At 54.1% G+C, this 21,603-nt stretch carries 20 protein-coding genes; 12 read left to right on the forward strand and 8 right to left on the reverse strand.

Annotation, left to right across the window (positions count from 1 at the left end; all coding sequences use genetic code 11):
• The first annotated feature begins 136 nt into the window (after positions 1–136).
• From ACQY36_RS03735 to ACQY36_RS03765, 7 genes are all read left to right on the forward strand, one after another.
• Positions 137–1,411 (forward strand): hypothetical protein, encoded by a 1,275-nt coding sequence (locus ACQY36_RS03735; RefSeq protein WP_428077845.1) that lies wholly within the window; start codon positions 137–139, stop codon positions 1,409–1,411.
• Complete coding sequence (locus ACQY36_RS03740) at positions 1,408–3,579, forward strand: Eco57I restriction-modification methylase domain-containing protein (protein ID WP_428077847.1); 2,172 nt, start codon at positions 1,408–1,410, stop codon at positions 3,577–3,579. Before ACQY36_RS03735 ends, ACQY36_RS03740 begins: the two co-directional genes overlap by 4 nt.
• Before the next feature lie 48 nt (positions 3,580–3,627).
• Complete coding sequence (locus ACQY36_RS03745) at positions 3,628–5,421, forward strand: sulfatase-like hydrolase/transferase (protein ID WP_428077849.1); 1,794 nt, start codon at positions 3,628–3,630, stop codon at positions 5,419–5,421.
• 104 nt (positions 5,422–5,525) lie between these two features.
• Positions 5,526–6,056, forward strand: a complete 531-nt coding sequence (locus ACQY36_RS03750; protein ID WP_428077850.1) for a hypothetical protein — start codon at positions 5,526–5,528, stop codon at positions 6,054–6,056.
• Between the two features lie 123 nt (positions 6,057–6,179).
• Positions 6,180–6,530, forward strand: a complete 351-nt coding sequence (locus tag ACQY36_RS03755; RefSeq protein ID WP_428055901.1) for a DUF805 domain-containing protein — start codon at positions 6,180–6,182, stop codon at positions 6,528–6,530.
• A gap of 63 nt (positions 6,531–6,593) precedes the next feature.
• Positions 6,594–7,391, forward strand: a complete 798-nt coding sequence (locus tag ACQY36_RS03760) for a hypothetical protein (protein ID WP_428077852.1) — start codon at positions 6,594–6,596, stop codon at positions 7,389–7,391.
• 274 nt (positions 7,392–7,665) lie between these two features.
• The gene (locus tag ACQY36_RS03765; RefSeq protein WP_428055897.1) at positions 7,666–8,253 is read left to right on the forward strand and encodes an HD domain-containing protein; all 588 of its coding nucleotides are present in this window, start codon (positions 7,666–7,668) and stop codon (positions 8,251–8,253) included.
• A 60-nt stretch (positions 8,254–8,313) separates the two neighbouring features.
• Here the strand turns inward: ACQY36_RS03765 and ACQY36_RS03770 are convergent, their stop codons facing one another.
• Positions 8,314–9,051: an SIR2 family NAD-dependent protein deacylase gene (locus ACQY36_RS03770; protein ID WP_428077854.1), complete on the reverse strand. Its 738-nt coding sequence runs from the start codon at positions 9,049–9,051 to the stop codon at positions 8,314–8,316.
• Between the two features lie 86 nt (positions 9,052–9,137).
• Here ACQY36_RS03770 and ACQY36_RS03775 point away from each other — a divergent pair, with 86 nt between their 5' ends.
• The gene (locus ACQY36_RS03775) at positions 9,138–9,902 is read left to right on the forward strand and encodes an ion transporter (RefSeq protein ID WP_428055893.1); all 765 of its coding nucleotides are present in this window, start codon (positions 9,138–9,140) and stop codon (positions 9,900–9,902) included.
• Between the two features lie 5 nt (positions 9,903–9,907).
• Here ACQY36_RS03775 and ACQY36_RS03780 read toward each other — a convergent pair whose 3' ends face one another.
• The 5 genes from ACQY36_RS03780 to ACQY36_RS03800 form a co-directional block, all read right to left on the reverse strand.
• The gene (locus ACQY36_RS03780) at positions 9,908–10,414 is read right to left on the reverse strand and encodes a type IV pilin protein (RefSeq protein WP_428071101.1); all 507 of its coding nucleotides are present in this window, start codon (positions 10,412–10,414) and stop codon (positions 9,908–9,910) included.
• Between the two features lie 601 nt (positions 10,415–11,015).
• Positions 11,016–12,881: a lysine decarboxylase gene (locus tag ACQY36_RS03785; protein ID WP_428077856.1), complete on the reverse strand. Its 1,866-nt coding sequence runs from the start codon at positions 12,879–12,881 to the stop codon at positions 11,016–11,018.
• A gap of 89 nt (positions 12,882–12,970) precedes the next feature.
• Positions 12,971–14,425 (reverse strand): amino acid permease, encoded by a 1,455-nt coding sequence (locus tag ACQY36_RS03790; RefSeq protein WP_428055887.1) that lies wholly within the window; start codon positions 14,423–14,425, stop codon positions 12,971–12,973.
• Between the two features lie 35 nt (positions 14,426–14,460).
• The gene (locus tag ACQY36_RS03795) at positions 14,461–15,078 is read right to left on the reverse strand and encodes a pyruvoyl-dependent arginine decarboxylase (protein WP_428071989.1); all 618 of its coding nucleotides are present in this window, start codon (positions 15,076–15,078) and stop codon (positions 14,461–14,463) included.
• A 36-nt stretch (positions 15,079–15,114) separates the two neighbouring features.
• The gene (locus ACQY36_RS03800; protein ID WP_428055883.1) at positions 15,115–16,350 is read right to left on the reverse strand and encodes a carbohydrate porin; all 1,236 of its coding nucleotides are present in this window, start codon (positions 16,348–16,350) and stop codon (positions 15,115–15,117) included.
• A 282-nt stretch (positions 16,351–16,632) separates the two neighbouring features.
• Here ACQY36_RS03800 and ACQY36_RS03805 point away from each other — a divergent pair, with 282 nt between their 5' ends.
• Genes ACQY36_RS03805 through ACQY36_RS03815 form a run of 3 tightly spaced genes read left to right on the forward strand, consistent with a single transcriptional unit; the run spans position 16,633 to position 18,786 of the window.
• Positions 16,633–17,727, forward strand: a complete 1,095-nt coding sequence (locus ACQY36_RS03805) for a DNA adenine methylase (RefSeq protein WP_428055881.1) — start codon at positions 16,633–16,635, stop codon at positions 17,725–17,727.
• Positions 17,728–17,730: 3 nt separating this feature from the next.
• Positions 17,731–18,369, forward strand: a complete 639-nt coding sequence (locus ACQY36_RS03810) for a hypothetical protein (protein WP_428077858.1) — start codon at positions 17,731–17,733, stop codon at positions 18,367–18,369.
• Between the two features lie 9 nt (positions 18,370–18,378).
• Entirely contained in the window at positions 18,379–18,786 is a 408-nt protein-coding gene (locus ACQY36_RS03815) for a GtrA family protein (protein ID WP_428077860.1), read from the forward strand.
• Positions 18,787–18,835: 49 nt separating this feature from the next.
• On the opposite strand, the gene rmuC is transcribed toward ACQY36_RS03815, so the two are convergent.
• Entirely contained in the window at positions 18,836–20,155 is a 1,320-nt protein-coding gene (rmuC, locus tag ACQY36_RS03820; protein ID WP_428077862.1) for a DNA recombination protein RmuC, read from the reverse strand.
• Positions 20,156–20,313: 158 nt separating this feature from the next.
• On the opposite strand from rmuC, the gene ACQY36_RS03825 reads away from it, so the two are divergent.
• Entirely contained in the window at positions 20,314–20,625 is a 312-nt protein-coding gene (locus ACQY36_RS03825; protein ID WP_428072120.1) for a hypothetical protein, read from the forward strand.
• An 88-nt stretch (positions 20,626–20,713) separates the two neighbouring features.
• Here ACQY36_RS03825 and ACQY36_RS03830 read toward each other — a convergent pair.
• Positions 20,714–21,603 (reverse strand): hypothetical protein (locus ACQY36_RS03830; protein WP_428077864.1); only part of this gene is annotated, 890 nt, incomplete at its 5' end.

A 21,603-nucleotide genomic window follows, 5' to 3' on the forward strand; every position in this document is an offset into this window, starting at 1 on the left:
GAACCCCGTTTATGGGCCCAAAACAACCGTATTTCTGGGTCTTTTGGCCTATGGAGCCGGGAAGCGTTTTCGTTTATAATAAAAGTAAGGAGCGGTCCGCCAAACGGACCCGCGCACTATGATATATACGCGTTTTATGCTCAAGCCGCTCATCTGCGCCGTTTTGCTCGTCTGCCCGTTCTTACAAGTGCAGGCGCAGCTCGTATCCCCCTGGTTCAGAGGGAGCTCCGCCGCGTGGCAGGCGCTCTTAAAAAATACCGCATTCCCGCCCCTCAGCGCCAAACTGGCCCAGCCGCTAAGCTCGGCGGCCACCGGGTTCGCCGTCAAAACAACGGCTTCCAACTGGGTGCTGCACCGCATCAGCCACTCCGGCGCATTCTGCCGGATGGAAAAAGAAATCTTAACCGCTCCGTTCAAATCCGAAAAAACCCTGTTGGGCAAACTGGCCTATTTCCACGACCGGGACGCGCGCCTGTTTGCCCTGCTGCCCGCCAACAAATCCGCAGACGCCAAAGCTTTCTGGCGCCATCAGGATTTGCTGGAAAACACGCTGGCCGAAGTGGAAAGCCATTTTGCGCCCGTCCTGCCGGAACGCTTCGCCTCGGCCATGTTCCCGCAAGAAGAGGTCAAACGCCTGCTGGACGACCCGGTCCAGCCGCCGGCTTACGCGCTTTACGCCAAAGAAATGGAAGCTTTTGCCGCCCTGCCCACGCTGGAAGCCCAGCGCGCCTGGGCCCGGGGCGCGTTGGAATACACGTGGAAAAGCCTTCACTCCCTGCTGATAAAAAACCCGTCGGACATTAAACCGGTGGAATTTGAACAGTATTACCGCCAGAAACTGCGGCTGGAGTATTTTAAAACGCTTAACGAAGTGCTGGCGAAATCCACCGCCAAACGCAATACGCTTATCATCCGCCGCAAACGCAAGCTTAACGCCAATATTCCCGGCGCAGGCCAGCCGATGACGGACGCCCAGCGGCTGGGACTGCTGCAATTTACGCTGGACAAAATGGAAGACTCCGCACAAACGCTGTTCCCCGAAGAGAATCTGCCCGCCCGCTACCTGGAAACCAAAGCACTGCTTCAACAAATGAGCAAGGTTTACGAACCTTATGCCGCAGCCGAAGCCTTAGGAGCGCCGTACGAATGGACCATCCGGCACGGGAGCGCCTGGCCGGACCTGCTGGGCCAAGAAAAAGCCGCATACCTGCGGGCCCTGAAAGGACAGGCTATCTTTACAGACCTGCCGCCGCTGGTCGCGCGGCTGGACGAACAGATGGCGGCCCTGCGCCGCCAAACGCCGGCGGATGCGGATTTCTACGCCCGCTATTACCGCCTCTGGGCCGAGAAAAACGTATATAACACCATACTGGCCCGGGAACGGTTTTTCCGCGCTTTTAACCCCAAATGAATTTATCCCTGCTGCGCCGTCTGCGGCGTATATTAAACATCCTCCCGCCGCAGGAGCAGTATACCGCCCTGCGCCGCCTGCTGGCTGAACGGCTGGCGGGGGAAAACGCCCCTTGGCTAAACGCTTTCTTTCCAAAAGATGCTCCGCCAATACCCAAATCCGCTTTAAACGCCGCGCGCGGCCTGCTGGAGAAATACGCGCCCGCCTGTGAAGGAACGCCCGGCGCGTTTACGCCGGAAATCCTGGGCCTTAGCAACGAACTGTTTTCGCAAAACCGCCGCGCCAACGGAGTTTTTTATACGCCGGTGCGTCCCGCCGCACAGCTGGCCAAAGAAACCCTTTTCGCCGTGCTGACCCGCCGGGCGGGGCTTGCAAAGGAGCAGGCCCGCGCCCTTATTTGGGAAGCAAACACACCCGCCGGGCTTTCCGCCCAAAAAGCCCGCGAAACGGACCGTTTTCTGCACCATTTGACCGTTTGCGACCCGGCCGCCGGAGCCGGGGGCCTTTTAGTGCCTTTTGCCCTGGAACTGGCCGCGCTCCGCCGCAGGCTTTGCCCGGGAGAGCAAACGACGGGCAGTCTGCTGGCCCATATCCTTACGCATAACCTGTACGCGGCGGACGTTTCCGCTCGCGCGCTGGCCGATTTACAGCTGCGTTTTGCCCTCCTGCTGGCGGCACACGGCGCGCCGCCGCAGGGAAAAACCGTTCTGCCCCATACGCTGGAAGGGGACGCGCTGGCCGCCTCGGCAAACGGAAAAAGCGTTTGGCAAGCGCATTTTCCGCACGTATTTACGCATAAACGCGGGTTTGACGCGCTTCTTTCCAATCCGCCGTACGTCGGCCAGAAAAACAACCGCGCGGTGTTTGACGCGCTGCGCCGAAACCCGCTGTGGCAAACCCGCGTGGAGCCCAAAAGCGATTTACTGTATTTTTTCTTTTACCTGGCGCTGGACATACTGCGCCCCGGAGGGGTCGGCGGATTTTTGACTACGCCCTACTTCGCCACCGCCCAAGGCGCGGCCCCCCTGCGCCGCGAACTGCAGGAGCGGGCGGCGTTTCTGCGTCTGCTGGATTTTGAAGACGAACGCCTGTTTGCGCTGGCGGCGGGCCAGCACAGTTTGCTTAGCGTATTTGAAAAAAACAACGGCCCGGAAAAACCGCCCTGCCGCACGGGTAATGCGCTTATCCCCCAGCAAAACTTGTATGAAGGAACCGCCCGCTATCTGCAAACGCGGCCGCCGGAAGAGGACCCTCTTTCGGGCGCGCTGGCCAAAATGGCCGCGTGCCGCCAAACCTTACGAGAGATAGCCGGCGTCAGCAACGGGCTGATGACGGGGTGCGACAAAATTTCCGCCGCCCACCTGCGCAAAACGCCTATGCCCGGCGTAAAGAAGGGGGAAGGCGTATTCGTGCTAAGCGAACAAGAAAAAAACGCGCTTGATTTAAACGCCGCCGAACGGAAAAAATTAAAACCGTTTTTTAAAAACTCCCACATTCATCCGTACGCGGCGGACCGGACGCCCGGCGGCTGGCTGGTGGATTTTTTCTACCCCAACGACCGGGAACTGGACTTTGCCTTATATCCCGCCCTGCGTGCGCATTTGGCGCGTTTTAAGCCTGCGCTTCTCGCGCGCCGGCAAAACAACAACGGCATACACAAACAGCTGCAAAACGGGGTATACTGGTTTGGCTCCGTCCGGCGGAAAATGGATTTTGAGGCCGACAAAATCGCCGTGCCCCAGCGCGCGCCAGACAACACGTTTGCGTTTGCGCCCGGCCCGTGGTACGCCAGTTCGGACGTGTATTTTATTTCCAATCCCGCCAACGGGATTTCCCTCTGGTACCTGCTTGCCCTCTTCAATTCGGCCCCGTACTTTGCCTGGCTCTTTTATAAAGGCAAACGCAAAGGCCGCTTGCTGGAGCTCTATTCCGCGCCGCTTAACGCACTGCCCGTGCCCGATGCGCCGGCGGACCAGCGGCGCAGGCTGGAAACGCTCGCGCGGCAAATGCACAATCTGACGGCCCGACACCCGGCGGCGGATATCTCCGCTCTCCAGCAAGAGGCCGATACATTGGCCGGCTCCCTGTTTGGGTTTACCCCGCAGGAAACCCAAGCCGCCGTTCTCTTGCGCCGCCGTATGCGCGCGGGGAAGCCAAAAAAGCTATAATTATAAAGTTACCGCCCGGTAGGGCGAGACCCTGGACTAACTTTGTTTATGAATATCAGAAACCTCTGCGCTTTTGCGTTTATCAATTTGCTTTTATGGTGTCTGGCCGCGCTTTGCTACTTTCAAACCGGCGGCTTTTTTACCGACGGCTACGGCCTGACGTTCACCGCGCTGTTCATCCCCGGGCATATCCTGCTGTTTGCACTGGGACTGTTTTTGCTCAGCCTGCCCGCGCGCCTGATCGGCCCCCGGGCCCTGCAGGCGGCGTGCGTGGGATGGGGGGGACTTTTCTCCTTATTCTTCGCCGTGGACATTCTCGTCTATTCCCAATACCGTTTTCATATAAGCCCGGCCATGCTGCAGCTGTTTTTCGGCCCGGCGGGCAAAGAAATTTTCGTATTCCCGGCCTTAACCTGGGTGCTGGCCTTTGCCGGAGCCGCCGTTTTGTTTGCGGCCCAGTGGGGCCTTAGCGTATTATGCAAACGCCTGCGCCCCGGCAATAAAACCATTGGAGCGGTTTCAGCGGCAATGCTGCTGATTTTTACCGCTTACAACGGCATGTACGCCTGGGCGCATTTTATGATGGTGCCCACCATTTCCGCCCAACGCGACCGCCTGCCCTTTGCCAATCCGCTTTCCGCCAACCGCCGCCTGCGCAAGATGGGGTTTGAACCCAAAAGCGAACCTTACACCATGCCCGAACAGGGTACTTTAAAATACCCGCTGGCGCCGCTTGCGTGTACGCCCGGGCAAAAGATGAATGTGCTGGTTTTTTTGGTGGAATCGTGGCGGGCGGACAGTTTTACGCCCGAAGTAATGCCTAACCTCTGGGCCTGGAGCCAAAAAAAGGGCGTAACGTATTTTGCCGACCATTTAAGCGGCGGCAACGCCACCGAAGCGGGGGTATTTTCGCTGTTTTACTCCATGCCGTATTCGTATTGGAACGATTTTACCAGCCGCCACCTGCCGCCCGTTTTGGTAAGCGAAGCGCAAAAGCTGGGTTACGAACCCGCCGTGTACAGCAGCGGCAAGCTCAACAGCCCGGAGTTTAACCAAAACGTGTTCGCGGCTATTCCCAATCTGCGTCTGGAATCCAAAGGGACGGAAAAATGGGAGCGCGACATAGACTCCATCCGGGATTTTGAAGCGTTTTTGGATACCCGCGCCGACCGGGAACAACCCTTTTTCGGTTTCCTGTTTTTAGACGCGCCCCACGGCAGCGACTATCCCGCCGAAGACGCCGTATTTAAACCCGCCGGAGAGCAGATGAACTACCTTCTGCTCAGCAAAAACACCGATCCCGCTCCGTATATGAACCGCTACAAAAACTCCATGCATTTTACGGACCGGATGATTGACCGCGTGTTAAAAGACCTGCAAAAACGCGGCGAGCTGGACAATACCCTTATCATTCTGACCGGGGACCACGGGCAGGAAATCAACGACACGCGCAACAATTTCTGGGGCCACAACAGCAATTTTGCCAAATACCAGACGCATGTGCCGATGTTCGTATGGATGCCGGGCACGCCGGGCGGCGTAAAAAACTACCGCACCAATCACTACGACGTGGCGCCCACCGTGCTCGCGCACGCCTACGGCTGCGTCAACCCCGCGGGGGATTATTCCATCGGGCAGGATTTGTTTGACCCCGCGCCCAGGCCGTTTTCCATTATTTCCAGCTACACCAAAAAAGCCGTCCGCACCGAAGACAAACTGACGGTGATTGACGCCTACGGCAACCTGGAACACTACGACGAAAACTTCACCCTGCTTAAAGCCGGGGCCAATCCCGCGCGCGTGGGAGAAGCGTTTAAAACGTTTTCCAAGTTTTACGAATAGACGGGACGGAGTCCCAGGTAAATATAGGTCAAAAGTCCCTTGTTTTATACGGCTTAACTTGTTTTACTAATAATATATTCATCCCAACACGAAAGAGGAGCATTATGAAAAAAATTTCGCTGATGTTGCTGGCAGTACTCTTTATGATTCCCGCCGCGGCCCAGGCCCAAACGAGCGGCGCAGACAATCAGGTTCTCTCCGACAAAGCCAAGAAAAAAATTTCCGACACCATTACCCAAAAAATGTCCGCGGTGGAAACGCTTAAAATTATCAACGAAGCCTCCGCCATCCCGCAGGCCGACGCATTCCTTAAAGCGCACGTCTTTCCGTTTGCCAAGTATCTTAAAAAATCCAAAAAAGAAGATCCGGCCGCCGTACTGCAAGCCGCGCTGAAAGACCTTTACGAACCGCTGGCGGAAAATTTCGCCGCCAATAAACAAGCCGCGCTCAACGGGGCCGCCATTGAACCCGCCGACCAAAAAGCGTTTGACGCCGTTGTAAAAGTATTGCAGCTGCCGTTCCAGGTGGGCTGGAGCAAAAAGGACATCGCGCTGGGCAGCTACTTAAAGCAACACGCGGGCGATGAAGACCGCGCCTTGGCCGCCTTTGCCACATTGCTTGGCGCCGCCGAATAAAATGTAAACCGTTTGCATATTTTCCCCGGGTATTTTATATCCGGGGTTTTTTATGCGCGCGGGGTTGCCAATAAAAGCATTTTTATTGTATTCTATGAAAAGACGGATAACTTAGGAGGATGTATGAAGGCATTTACGACGTATTATTGGGACGTTTTAAAGAAACAGTACGTAAACTTCGCCGGACGCGCCACCCGCACCAATTACTGGATGTTCGTGTTGTTCAATTTCTTGGTGTTCTTGGTTTTGAGCGTGATTCTGAGCTTCTTTGGCGACGTGGGTAACGTCATTTATTTCCTGCTTACCCTGGCCGTGCTCCTGCCCTCTCTGGGCATCGCGGTGCGCCGCTTGCACGATACGGACCGCAGCGGCTGGTGGCTGCTCATCTCCCTCGTTCCGTTTATCGGCACGCTGGTTTTGCTGGTCTTTTTGGTTCTGCCCAGCACCGAAGGCGCCAACCGCTTCGGCAATTAAGTTTTACCGTACCGCCCGTACCGACGGGCGGTATTTTTTTGTCTTGTTGGGGGAAGAATCCGTATGAGAAGGTCCAGAATTATCCTTTCAGCCGTCCTGCTGGCGGTTTTCTCGCTCGGCGCATACGCCGCGTTTATGTATGTATATACCGAATGGAAGTTTGCTCCCGTTGAACTCTTGCAGGAACCCAATCACGCCGCGCCGCACGCCCAATGGAACGCCCCGCAGGAACGGCTGTTTATTCACCAGGTTAATACCGTGCGCCGCGCCAAAAATAAAGACCGCAGTTATAACGGCTACGAACTGGACCTGCTGCCCGAAACAGCGGGGGGAGAGCTGTTTGTGGCGCACGACGAAAGCGCCCTGCCCGGCAAGGTAAAACTGGCCGATATTTTTTCCGCCGTCAAAAACCCGCAGGATAAAACCTACTGGCTGGACCTAAAAACCGAACTGACCCCCGCCCAGCTGGATGAAATCCTGCAAACCGCCCGGCAGTTTAACGTGCCGGAGCAAAACCTTTTATTTGAAACCGTGCCCGGCCCGACGGCCAAACTGATTAACAAAAAGGGCCTCGCGCTTCTGCTGCAGCTGACCGACGGCTTTGACGAGGATGAAAAAGACCCCGCCAAACGCGCGGAAATCAACCGCCGCGCGCTGGCGGAATGGACGGAGTACCGTCCGGCGGCGGTAACGGCCAGCTTTGGCAAATATCCGTATCTGCGCGCGTACTTCCCGGATATGCCCAAAGCCGTGTATTATTCCGCCACCCGCCGGCCCAGCCTTAAAAAACCCTTTATGGTGCGCCATATCCAGAAGGACCCGTCCGTCCGGATTTTTATGATTGACGAATACACCTGGTAGTCCCGCCCCTTTTACCTCCGCCCGCCGCCCCTGCGGCGGGTTTTTATATGCCCGGCAAACGGTTTTTCTACCGGGCGGTAAATATGTTATAATTTTAGACGCTGTGCGTTCCGCCCGGCGGCACGCCGGTTAACCGTTCGGACGCCGGCATATTCCCGGCGTTTCAGCCGGCCGAAACAATTTTGATTTGTCGTACCCGTTACCCCTTTGAGGGGAAGGCGGCGGGCCTTTATCCGCCGCACTTTTTACATCATTCAACACGTAAGGAGACCGTATGAAAACCGCTCTTACCCGCGCCCAGGCGCTTGCGCTGTTACAAAAATACAACAAAGAACCGTTCCATATTTTGCACGCGCTGACGGTGGAAGCCGTTATGCGCCATTTTGCCAATACGCTCGGCTACGGCGAAGAAGCCGATTTTTGGGCCCTCTGCGGCCTGTTGCACGACGTGGATTTTGAACAGTTCCCGCAGGAGCACTGCAAAAAAGCGCCGGAGCTGCTGGCTGAAATCAACGCCGAGCCGGAACTGGTGCGCGCCGTCTGCTCGCACGGCTACGGGCTGGTAAGCGACGTAAAACCCGAGCTGGAAATGGAAAAAGTGCTTTTCGCCGCCGACGAACTGACCGGGCTTATCGGCGCGGCGGCGCGTATGCGCCCTTCCAAAAGCGTGAGCGATATGGAAGTGTCCAGCCTGAAGAAAAAATTTAAAGATAAAAAATTCGCCGCCGGATGCTCGCGCGACGTGATTGCCCAAGGGGCCGAAATGCTGGGCTGGCCGCTGGAAACCCTGTTTGAAAAAACCATTGAAGCCATGCGCGCCACCGAAGAAAGCGTGAAAGCAGAAGCCGCACAACTGGCGTAAGCTCTCCAAAGACAAAAAATACCGGGCGCGTATTACGCCCGGTATTTTTTCCTATAAATTCTATAACTTCATCTCTTTTTCCAGACGGGCGAAAAATTCGCCGGCTTTTTCCGGGAAATAGACGTCCGTTACCGCATCCGTAAACGCCGAGGGGAGGGGATTTACTTCAATAATTTTAGCCCCGAACTGTTTGGCCGTAAGCGGCAGGGAACACGCGGGCATTACCTGCCCGGCGGTGCCGACGATAATCATCACATCCGCGTTCTGCGCCATTTCAAGCGATTTTTCATACGCCAGCGGAGGAATTCCTTCCCCGTAAAACACAAAATCCGGCTTGAGCACACCGCCGCAAAAACACCGCGGGGGCACCTGCTCCACATTCACGTCTTCCAGCCTGTATTTCCGCCCGCAGTTTACGCACGAAAGCGTATGAATCGTACCGTGGAACTCCTGCACGTTTTTGGAGCCGGCTCGCTGGTGCAGGCCGTCTATATTCTGCGTAATCACGCCCTTTACAAAGCCTTTCTCTTCCAGTTTGGCTATCACTTCGTGCGCTTTATTGGGGGAGGCTTCGTCCATATCGGTAAAGAAAATCTTTTTCATTTCCCGCCAGGACTCGGCGGGGTTGTTTTCAAAAAAATTGATTTCAATATATTTCGGGTCGTACCGGTTCCACAGGCCGCCGGCGCCGGTAAACGGCGCAATGCCGCTTTCCACGCTTACGCCCGCCCCGGAGAACACTACGCCGTATTCGGCGTTTTTAATCAGTTGTACAGCTGTTTGGATATCGCTCTTCATATGGGTATTGTATAATATTCTAACCCCAAAAACGGCTTGCGCCGGAGGAAAGCCTTTGCTACATTAAACTACGGGGGGAACCGTATATGCCGCAAACCGCACACAGCGCCAAACATTACTTATACAATGTTTTGCAATTTAACAACCGCAGTAAAGTAACCGTCGCGCTCAACGCGCTTATTATTACGCTTATTTTGCTCAGCGTGCCCGTAGACGTGATTGAAAGCGTGGGGGACGTCAGCCCCGCCGTCAAACGCTTTATCTACCACCTGGATTTTGCAATGAGCATCGTATTTGCGCTGGAATACGCCCTGCGCGTCATCACCTGTACCGAAGACCCGCGCTTCAAGCGCCCCATCATTGGGCGGCTTAAATATATGTGCACGCCGCTCATGCTGATTGACCTGTTTGCCATTTCGCCGTTCTTTATTTTGGGCAGCGGTATGGTGCGTATGCTGCGCGTATTCCGCATTTTAATGCTGATGCGCTACACCAACGCCATCCAGCTGATGAACACCGTTGTCAACGAAAAGAAAAGCGAACTGGCCATCTGCGGCGCGTTTATTTTAATGCTGTGGGTGTGGAGTTCGTTTATGATTTACCGCGTGGAGCACCTCGCCCAGCCGGACGTATTTAAAAATATGCTGGATGCGCTGTGGTGGTCCCTGGAAACGTTCACCACGCTGGGGTACGGCGATATGGTGCCGATTACCCTGTTTGGGCGCGTGATAACGGCCATCACGGTGGCGATGGGGCTTGTGCTGTTTGCCATCACTACGGCGGTGCTGACGGCGGGTATCATTCAGGAACTGCAAAAATTTGAGCACAAAGCCAATAAACCGCAGGTATAACGGGATTATTGAAAGACCCACTCCCCGTCAGCATTTTTAACGGCTCCGGCCTGGGAACAAGGTTCTGCTTCGTCGTGTTCCGTATAGCAGTAAAAAATGCCGTGCGTGCCGCCGCCGTCATAATTGCCGCCTACAAAGCGGACGGAATAATCCTTATCAATCCGGTCTGCGTACAAATCCAGCGCGTGGCCGCCGCCAGGATCATTACCATAGGTGCATTCGTCGGCGTAAATTTCAAAATTTTTAGTGGTTACATGCGTCCGTCCGTCCACATCTTTCGTGGTGCCGGGCAGTGTGATATCCAAGTCTTCCAGCTTCCACGTACCGCACAAATCCCCATTGCTTAAGACGTATAAATCTTCAGCATCGGACAAACTTTTAAGCAGTATTTTGGCTTCACTCACGCGGCTCTTTTCCACCGCTTTCGTGTATTGCGGCAAAGCTACCGCGGATAAAATACCGATAATAAGCACGACAACCAGCAGTTCTATCAAAGTAAAACCTTTCTTCATAAATACTCCGGGAAAACGCAGATTTGCCCGGCGCAGATGCCGTATAAAAACGCCAAGCAAGACGGGCCGTGCTTTTTCCAATTTATCAAAAAAAAAAAACAAATCAAGGGGGCGAGCCGCCCCTCCCTTTCCCTGACGGAACCATCCGACTAATTAAGCCACACTGTTTAAATAATGTTGCCAAGTACCGTAAAGCGAGCCCGAAAAGCCGCTCGCAGAGTGCCGGGGGCAGGGCCCAGAGCCTGGGCTCCCTTCTCTGGCCTGACCAGGGCTAACGCAATAAGCGGTGCTATTAATTAGAGGGGAACAACAAAGGGGGTATGAAACCGCCCGCAGGGTCCGGGCCTGGGGGCTCTGGCGGCGCGCAGCGTGCCTGACCAGAGCTCAGCAAAACACGGTGCTTTTAGATACTTGGGAGAGAAACATTCGGGGATGCACCAGAGGGCGGTTTGCTATGCGGACACATCCGACGAATTGAGCCACATTGTTTAAACAATGTCGCCAAGTATCGTAAAATCTGCACGGCTCCGGCGGCAAAAAAAGGAACAAGAAAACGCCCCGCTTGGAAACGGGGCGCTCCTCCGTCAGCTGTTGGCTAAAATCAGGCGGCTTTGCCCTTTTTCGTTTTGTTCAGCACACTTACCCAATACACCGTTTTGCCGTTTTCCCATGTTTTTTTCACGCCGTGGAACTCCGTCTCAAAACCCGGGAAAAGATTGTCAAATTCCTCGTTTAGGCGTAAAAAGCGCATCACGGGGGAATCCGCCGCGGGGAAACGCTCCCCGGGCATAATCACCGGCACGCCCGGCGGGTACGGAAGCACCATAAACACGCTCACGCGGCCCGGGGCGTCCGCCAGACGCACGTATTCCGTCTTCCCTTCCGAAAGGCCGTAATACGCTTTATGCGGCGCAACCGCCTGCACCGGAAGCTCGCTGTAAAGCGAAGCCGAACGGCGCATAATATCGGCCTGTTTTAAATAGGCGTGCATAGACGCACATAAATCGGCAAGGCCCGTCTTTTCATACCGCCCGGGATAGGCCGCGGCAATATCCGGGAACCATTTGGACAGGGCGGCATTATCGGCGTATTCCAGTTTAAAATCGTGCAAGATGCGCAACAGCTCCGCCGCGCGCTCCGTACTTACCCCCGGAGCAAACAGGAAAAGCAAATTGTAAAAACCCGTCTTTTCGGGAATCACGCCGCGCGCCTGCAAATACTTTTTTACCACGCAGGCGGGAATACCCAAGTCCGTCATGGACGCGTCGGCATTTACGCCGGGCGTCAGCAGCGTAACCTTCAGCGGGTCCAGTATCAAATCGTCCTCTTCCGAAATATCCATCCCCGTCCACTTGTCCCCGGGTTTTAAACGCCAGTCTTTCGGGTCCAGCTCCAGCCGTTTGCGCTCCGGCTGCCACGCTTTAAACCACCATTCGCCCTTTTTTGCATACCGTTCCCCGGCGCGGCGAATCGCCGAGCGGAAACGCACGGCGGCGTTTAAAGCTTTGTTTAGCAGGTCGTAACCGCTGTCCTTCATAATCTGCGCGTTCACGTCCAAAGACGCAAACAGCGGGTAAAACGGCGAGGTGCTGGCGTGCATCAAGTTCGCTTCCACAAGTCCCCGCAAGTCCAGTTTTTCACTGCCGGTTCCCTGTCTGAAATGAAGCATGGAACACTGCGAAAACGCCAGCAGCAGCTTGTGCGTGGACTGCGTGGCAAAGACGGGAGGATAATGCCCGCGGCGTTTAAAGCACAGGCTCATGGCGTAGCGGTGTTCATAAAACGGGTGAAAGGCGGCGTAAGCGTACCAGGCTTCGTCAAAAAGCAAAAAACGCGCGGAACCCGCCAGCAGGGATTTCACTTTTTCGGCATTATAAATCACGCCGTCGTAGGTGGAATTGGTAAGAACGCTCAGCTGCACTTTGGCGGCTTTTTTATTGGTCGCCAGCGGGCTGGCCGCTATTTTGGCGCGGATGGATTTTTGGGAAAACTGTTCAAACCCCACCGGGCCGATCAGCCCGTATGCACACGGTTTGGGGGTTAAATAAACGGGTATGGCCTCGTTCATAATAATGGCGTGCATAACGGATTTATGGCAGTTGCGCCCGACCAGCACCAAATCCCCGGGCGCGACGGTGGCAAAGAACACCACTTTGTTCGCCGTAGAAGTGCCGTTTAATACAAAAAACGTAACATCCGCGCCAAAAATTTCGGCGGCGCGGCGTTCGGCTTCGGCGGGCGGCCCCTGATGCTCCAGAACGGAGCCCAGCTCTTCCACACTGCTGGACACGTCCGCATAAAAGAGGTTATGGCCGAAAAATTCATAAAAATCTTTTCCGGCCGGGCAGGATTTAAGCCCGTTGCCGCTGGCGTGGCCGGGCGTGCTCCACAGCGCGGCTTTCTTTTTGGCAAACTTTTTAAGCGCCCCGTAAAAAGGGGGGAGTTTTTCGTATTTTTCGTCGGTCATGGTAATAAAATAAACGGTATTTTAATTAATCATTATACAAAAAGGCCGGGGATCAAGCCCGGCCTTTTAAGCGGTTTTACGTCCGCACGCTAGATGCTTACAAGCCCTCTGGAAAACACGTAGACTGCGCCCAAGGCGAACACGATAAGCAACGTAACCACGGCCACTTCGCCTTCCTTAAAGACGGGCTGGCCGTCTTTTTGCTGTTTGCGGGCCCAGACGAATATCGGAATACCGAGCGCCAGGAAAATAACCGCCAGGAACAGGTACTTGAGTCCGGCCGCGTAAATCAGCCAGCCGCCGTAAACAGTACCCAGCGTAGACGTAATAAGCGCCGCCGCGCGTCCTTTAGGCGAAATTTTGGTAAATTCGCCGTCTTCGGTCAGTTTCCACAGATAAGCCGTGCTCGCGATATACGCCGGCAGCACCATCACCCCGGTAATAGACAACATCGTATTCCACGCGTTGTTAGAGAAATACACCATTAAAATGGCGAGCTGCATCAGAATACTCGTTACCCACAAAGACACGGACGGCGATCCGTTCTTGTTCTGGATGGCAAACTGTTTGGGAAACGTGCCGTTTTCGGCGGCCGCCGCGGGAATTTCCGCGGTGATCATCGTCCAGGCGAGCCAGGACGAAAGAACCGCCACCAACAGCCCGATGTTCATCAGCCACGCGCCCCACGGACCGACCACTTTTTCAAGCACGCCGGCGGTGGAGGGGTTTGGAATCGCGGCCAGCTCCGCCTGCGTCAGGAAACCGAACGGCAGCACGGAAAGACCAATATAAATAACCAAACAACCCAAAAAGCCCAAAAGCGTCGCCTTGCTGACGGCGGACTGGCTTTTTGCGCGGTTTGAAAGCACCACGGCGCCTTCAATACCGATAAACGCCCATAACGTAACGAGCATAGTACTCTTTAACTGGGTGGGCAGACCGCCTAAGGATTTGCCTCCTTCGGTAAGCGTGCCCCAGAAGTTGAAGTCAAACTTATCCATATGGAACGTAAACAAAAGGATAAGGATGAACAGCAGCAGCGGAACCAGCTTGCCCACGGTGCCGATGACGTTTAAAACAGCCGCCTGCTTTACCCCGCGCAGCACGACAAAGTTAAACACCCAGATTAAGAGCGAGCCGCATACGATGGAGAGCAAATTATTGCCGCCCGCAAAATACGGCGGAAAGAAATAATTTAATGCGTCCATCGTAATGACGGCATACCCTACGTTGCCGAAGATCTGGCAGAGCCAGTATCCCCAGCCGATGGTAAACCCCACATAGGGGCCGAAGCCCTCACGGGCATACATGTAAATGCCGGACGTTAAGTTCGGCTTTACGCGCGAAAGTACGCTAAACGTGTTAGCGATAAAATACATCCCTACGCCGGTAATCAGCCACGCGAGAATCACCGCCCCCGCGCTGGCCCCGGCCGCCATGTTTTGGGGGAGGGAGAAAACCCCGCCCCCGACCATGGAACTCACAACAATGGCTGCAAGACCTATTACCCCTAACTTGGCAACCGTGTTATTTTTATCTCCCATATATCCCCCAAAACGCTTTCAACCGCAAACGTTTATCAGTCCAGAACCTTCTTGCCGGTCGGTACGGCGAGCGGCGCATATTTAAAGTTCAGAAATCCCATTACCGTCAGGCAGTACGCAAACGGCTGCGTAATGTTGATGTAGTTGTGCCAAAGCTGGAATTCGCTGTGTTTTTCAACGCCGCGGATTTCCAGTTCGTGGTTCAGGGATTTATTGAGCCACATTTCACAATGGCCTTTGGCGATTTCATCGTCAATGGGAGTATCAAAATATTCCACATATTCGGCCGCCCAGCCGCCAATCAGATTGCCTTTCTTGTCTTTACCCCAGCAGACGCCCAACCCGGTGGCGATGGCTTTGTGGTCTTCAATTTTGGCGCCGTTGCCGGCCATAATCACTTCCAGCACCGCGCCGTGCGTAAACTGGTTGGCCACTTCGTCAACCGGATAGATGTTCTGGTACAGGTCTTTAGGCAAAACCGAGGTGTACGGAATGACGTTAAAGTCCTGGATTTTCGCCTGCTGTAAGGCGGAGTCGTAGCAGAACGTCTCAAAAGGCTGAGGCGGAATGCCGTCGGACGCCTGGCCCGCGCCGCCCGAAATGAAAGCTAACGTAGGATATCTGGTCCCCAGAGTAGTCGTATTATTTTCCATAGTATTTATCTCCTTGTACTGCTTGTTTTTACCCCATTACAACATTACGGTTGTACGCAACCCGACCACAGTTGTTACCCCCTGGTCCGGGTTGGAAGCGGCCTTCGGATAGAGCTGCAAGTCCGGCGTGACCGTTATAAATTTGCCGATGCCCCATACCCACTGGAGCTCAAAAACAGTTTCGCTTGAACGCATCTGCTCGGGATAGCCCATCCCTTTGGCGCTTAAACGGTTGTACGCCGCGCCGAAGGTAATGGCGTCCTGCGGGTTGCGTTCCAGCGGATCTAACCACGACGCGCCCATCACATACGAATTTTTGATGGCCGTCGCGCCGCCCGTAGAACCGTTGGCGCGGCCGAATACGGCGAACTTGTCGCCCAGGTTCTGCATCGCGTTGACGGACCAGCCGTTGACGTTTTCGTTCTGCGCCGAGACGGATGGCTGATAGTAATACAGCACGCCGTACTGCCCCGCGCCCAGCCCGAAGGAAGGCGTCCACGCGACGGAGCCGAAGCCCGTATATTTGCCGTCAAAAGCGGTTCTGCCGTGAATCTGCGCGCCGGTGACGTTCGTAGCGTCCTGATAGCCGGCGGCCACGGTCCATTGGCTGTTCTGCGCCTGGACGTACGCCCCCAAAGACGCACTCGGATAAGCCGAAGACGCATTTTGCGAGAGCGAATAGTTCATCAGTGCGGTTTGCTGGTTGTCCAAAAATTCCGTACCGTCAAAGTTGTAGAGGGGAAATTGCCCCACGGTAACGGACAGCCAGTTTAAATCTCCCGGAAGGGTGTGCGTGTAAGAAAGCTGCGAGAAAATTTCCTGGTTGGAAGAATAGTCGTTAAACGCGCTGACGACGTTGGAGCGGTCTTGCAGGACGGCGGCTTCGGACCCCCAGTAGCGGATTAAGTTGTAGTTGACGTTGACCGTACCGGAGCCGAGGGCGCGGTCTTTAAACAGGGTCCACGTTAAATAAGGGTAGTAAATACCCTGGATGGCCGTTTGCCTGCCGTTAGGCGCCACGCGCTGCACGGTATAGGATACGTCCACACCCACCTGCAGGCCCAGCTTGTCGGCCAGGTCGTTCTTGGCGTTTAAATATCCCTGGCCAAATTCGGAAAACGGATGGCTTTCCACCTGCTGGCGGGACATGAGACGCTGTTCGTGCTTGGCCGAAGATTTCGGCGCGGAAGAAGCGTCCGTATAGTTTTGCGCGTAAGCGGCCGAAAAGCTAAAAGCCAGCATAACGGCCAGCGCGGTCTTGATGGTGCTCATGGTCTGTTTACCCCCGTAAACGTGTTCTGAACAAATGCGGCTGTTTGTACAGCCGGTACTGCTTTGGTGCTGCGCGGCTTACCCTTGCCGTAACTCTAAAGTAACACTCTGTCCGCACCCCCGCAACCCTAAAAATGGATTAGTTATGCGCGTTTTGCGCGCCCCCAGAGGAGAAACAGATTGGGGCGGGCGCCGAACTAACCCTTTTTTGGGGTAGACAAAATCCGCCCCGCGCAAAAATCCGTACGCAAAACCCTTTATTTCAAGTAGAATATATTACATATGATTACTACCGCTCCTCAGACGGCGTCCGTCCGCACCGAAGGCATCAAATACGCGGGCTCCAAACTAAAACTTCTGCCCTATATATTGGAACTGGCGGGAGAACTTCCCGGCGTACAAACGGTATTGGACGGATTTAGCGGCACCACGCGCGTGGCGCAGGCGCTGGCGCAAAGCGGGTATACGCTTACCGCCAACGACACGGCGGACTGGAGCGGCGTATTCGCCGCGTGTTACTTGCTGGCGGACAAGCCCGACGAGTTTTACCAAAAACTCCTGGCGCACTTAAACGCCCTGCCGGGCAAAGACGGCTGGTTTACCGAGCATTACGGGGGAGGGGAAAACGATTCTAAAAAACCTTTCCGCCTTAAAAACACCCGCAAGTTAGACGCGGTGCGGGAAGAAATAGACCGCCTGGGGCTCCCGCACGCCGACACCTGCGTCCTGCTCGCGAGCCTTATGCTGGCGCTGGACAAGGTGGACAGTACGCTGGGGCATTTTTCGTCGTATCTTTCGCACTGGTCGGCGCGCTCCGCCGGGGAATTATATTTAAAACTGCCCGCGCGGTTTACACACGGCGGGGGGCATACGGTGCTGACGCAGGACGTTTTTAAAACCGTCCAAAACCGCCGCTGGGACCTGGCATATTTTGACCCGCCCTACGGCTCCAATAACGAAAAAATGCCGCCCAGCCGCGTGCGTTATGCGTCGTATTACCATTTTTGGACCACCGTCGTCCGCAACGACCGGCCAGACACGTTTGGCGCGGCCGCCCGCCGGACCGATTCGCGCGACGCGCAGGCGGCGTCGGTGTTTGAAGAGTTCCGCAAGAACAAAGCGGGCCGCTTTATTGCGCTGGCCGCGCTTGAAAAACTGCTGGCGCAGACGGACGCGCGTTATATTATGCTTTCCTACAGTTCCGGCGGGCGCGCCGCCAAAGAAGAACTGCTGGATATACTCCATAACAACGGAAAAATGATAAAATTTTTGGAAATTGATTATAAAAAGAACGTTATGGCCGATATGAACTGGACGAAAAAGTGGATAAACGAAAATAAAAATTACGAGTATCTGTTCGTCTTACAAAAGGAGTAATAAATGAGCGATTTATGGAACCGTTTTTGGGATATTTTTGACCCCGAACGCAAAGGCCCGCTGTTTTGGCGCTACGGCTGGAAAGGGATTTTATTTATAGCCGCGGCAACATACTTTATGTACCAGTGGTTTGTGGGGCCGCGCCACAGCCCGTTTGCGGGCGTACTGTGGCTGATGACCATCGGCATACACGAAGCCGGGCACCCTATTTTCCGGATGATTTCGGGCGGGAACTTCGCCTGGACCATTTGGGGCGGCACGGTGATGGAACTGGGCGTGCCGTTCCTGGCGTTTTTGTGGTTTTTGCACAAAGGGAGGGAAATTCAGGCCGACATATGCATTTTACTGCTGGCCATCGCCTGCTACAGCGTGGGCCACTACGCCGGATGCAGCCTGGACCCGGTCATCACCCTCTTAAACGCCGGCCCCGAAACATTGCCGGACTGGGACTATATGCACAAATGGCTCGGCACCGAAGGATACGAATGGCATATGCGCCACGCGTTTTACGCGCTAAGCGCGTTTTTAACCGCGCTGGGCCTGTATTTAACCGCCGCGCATTTTTGGGCCTGGAACAACCCGGACGGGCACAATTACAATAAAGACGACGACGGACACGACCGTTTTTTTACGCGCGGTTAAGGAGAAAAAATGTTTGCCAAGTGCTGCGGGCTTATTGCCCGCCTGACGCATCTGCCGGAAGAATTTATCCGGTTTTTGATTATCGGCACGCTCAACACGGCTTTTGCGTACGGCGTGTATTCGCTGTTTATTTTCGCGGGGCTGCACTATGCGCTTGCGGTGTTTTTGTCCACGGTTATCGGCATATTTTTCAGCTTTAAAACATTTGGCAATTTTGTTTTCGCCAACCCGGACAACCGCCTGATTTTCAAATTTTTCGCCGTCTACGCGCTGTGCTACCTGTTAAACGTGGGCATTCTGCGCCTGCTGACGGGCGCGGGTATGGAAAACCTCTATCTGGCGGGGCTTATCAGTTCGTTTTTGGTGGCGATGGTGAGCTTTTTCTTAAACAAATTTGTGGTGTTTAAAAAGAAATAACACGCTTAGACGTCCGATAAAAAACCCGCCGGTGAAGGCGGGTTTTTTGTCAGCCGAATAATCCGTTTTCCGCGGCGGGCGGCAGTTCTTTGGGCGGGGTTTGCCCCTTGCCTTTATGCCCCGTATAATCGTAATTCATACGCTTGAGCAGGCGCGCGTTGTCTTTGGTGAGGGGGACTTCGTAAATATCCACAATGCGCTGCGCCACGGGCAGAAACGCCCCGCGGTTGCCGTCAATATGCCCGCGTGCCACTTTTACGGCGTCGGCGGCGGTTGCCACGGCGTTCTCCGCGCGCGCAAAGTTCACCAGGAAATCATTAAACTTTTCCACCAGTTTTAAAATATCTTCCTTCAGGTCGTCCATATACTCGTGCTGTTTGTCTATATCCCAAAGCTTGGACACCATTTTAAGCGTACTCATCAGCGACGTGGCCGACACCAGGGCAATATTGTTTTTCCACGCTTCGTTTAAAATTTCCGGGTCCGCCTCCACCGCCGCCAAGAGGGCGCTTTCGGGATAGACGAACATCAGCGTATAATCGGGCTGGACTTTGTCGCCCTGGGCCTGAAATTTTTTGTAATATTTTTTGGAACTTAAATCCTTGATGGTCTTTTTAACGTCTTTTACGTGCTCGCTTAAAAACGTTTCCTTTTCCTTCGGGTCCTGGGCGTTAAAATACTGCACGTAATGGTTGAAAATGGTTTTGGAATCCACCACAATCCAGCGGTCGCCCGGAAGGGCAATCTGCACGTCCACGCGTTTGCCTTCGTCGGAAACCTGCTGGTAATAATCCAGCCCTTCCTTCATACCGGCCGCGTCTAAAATACGTTTTAACGTTTCCTCGCCCCAACTGCCGCGCACGATGGATTCGCCCTTGATGGCATTGGTTAAATGCACGGCGCTCTGATCAATTTTTTCCGTGGATTTAATCACGTCCGCCAGGCCCTTTTCAAGCCGGGCCTGCACGGCGGTGTTCTGGCGTTCCATCTCCGCCACCTTTTTGACAAAGCTTTCCAAATGCAGCGCAAGCGGACGCAAAGCCTCGGAATTTTTGGCTTCAAGCCCTTTGCTCTTATCGTCCAGAATTTTGGAAGCCAGCTCCGAAAACTGGGCCTGGTAAGTGGAAGACAAATCCTTAAAATTCTTTTCAATCAGCGTTTTTTCGCGCTCTAAAGAGAGTTTTTCCTGCTCCAGGCGCGTCCGCTCCACCAAAAGGCCCGCATTTTCCGCCCGCAAACGCTCCGTTTCCGGCTCCAACGCCGCCAAACGCCGCCCCTGCTCCTCCAGCGCTTTTACGCGCGCGGAAAGCCACAGCCACGCAAACAAAAATCCCACGCCGATGCCGGCCAGTACCGCAACAATATACATATTAAAATCTCCTTACGCCGTTTTTTTAATTGTACAAAGTTTTGCGGCGGCGCATTTTGCCGCACGGCCAAAAGAGGGGGGAGAAAGTGACAAATCGCGTTTAATTTTTTATAAAATATGTTATAAGATATAGAAAATTACGTTTAAGGAGCATACTGATGAAAAAAACTTTACTTCTCGCCGTAATCGCCGCCGCGCTGGGCGCCGGCTGCGCCTCCACTTCCGGCACGCAGGCCACCACGGCCAACCAGACCATGACGCTGGAACAGGCGCTTGAAAAATCCGCCGAAACCCGCCAGAAACTGTTGGATGCCAAGCAGTCCTATCAGGACGCCAAAAACGCGGCCGACGTAGCCAGCGGCAAAAAAACCGCCGCGGACGTAGCCAAAGAACAACTCCAGCAAAAAGCCGACGAAACCAAGGCCAAACTCCAGGCCGAAAAAGAAGCCTGGCTGGAGCTGATGAACTAATCTTGACGTTCGTACAAGCAAACAACTCCCCGGGTGTATCCACCCGGGGAGTTTCATTAAATAAGCTTCCTGCAATTTGAAACTACTTTTATGATTTTTTCTTACATAAAACGTTTTTAACTGTATAACGGACAGTAGGAACTGGTGCCTCCAACAAATCAACACACATAGCACTATCAATAACATCAAAGTATGTTGTTTTGGTGCAAGCCAAACAAGGATTCCCAACACTACATCCAGCAGGAAGAGGAAGTAAGTGTGTTGCTAAATGCGCCTGAATTTCAGCTGGACAAGGATAAACCGGCCCGACCTCAGCCGTATTCAACGCCCCAGACAAATTTACATTAGTACAGCCATGTTTAGTTCCATCTTGTGTCATACAAGAGGTAGCGGTGACAGTTGAAGAATAAATATAATACTCATGTTCTGATTCACTCGGTATACCCGTTCCGCATACCAGATACACTTCTTCCGCATTTTTGAGTTTTACCCTCTGCCAAGATACCTGCGGCGCTCCGCTGGCACCCGTCGCCGCGCACGACGGGAACTTTTCCCCTCCCGTACGCATATGCGACGCAAACAACTTGAGCTCGTCCACCGTCATATCCGTAGCTTCCAGGCTATAGCCGTTGTTTAACGTACCAATACGCAGGTTTGTAGCAAAATCTATATTCGCCTCTCCAGAACCGCTCCCCAAAGCTACGTTCGTGCTTTTTACGGCAGAAGCCGTGTTTAAATCTAATTTTCCCCGGTTCAGGTTGACGGTTGTGGCCTGTAACGGGCGAATACCCAATGCGCCGGACTCTGAACAGCCCAGGTTCATTTCACAGGCGGACGTAAGGCCTATGTCTAATTGTTTGCTGGCGTTAATCTTGCTGTATGCCACATACGGCACGGGAAAGTATGTTACCATTTTGATTTTGTTTTCAGAGAATGCCAATAATGGCACACATAACAAAGATAAGGCAATAAGAATAC

This window comes from Candidatus Avelusimicrobium alvi (assembly GCF_958451995.1).
Taxonomy (GTDB): domain Bacteria; phylum Elusimicrobiota; class Elusimicrobia; order Elusimicrobiales; family Elusimicrobiaceae; genus Avelusimicrobium; species Avelusimicrobium alvi.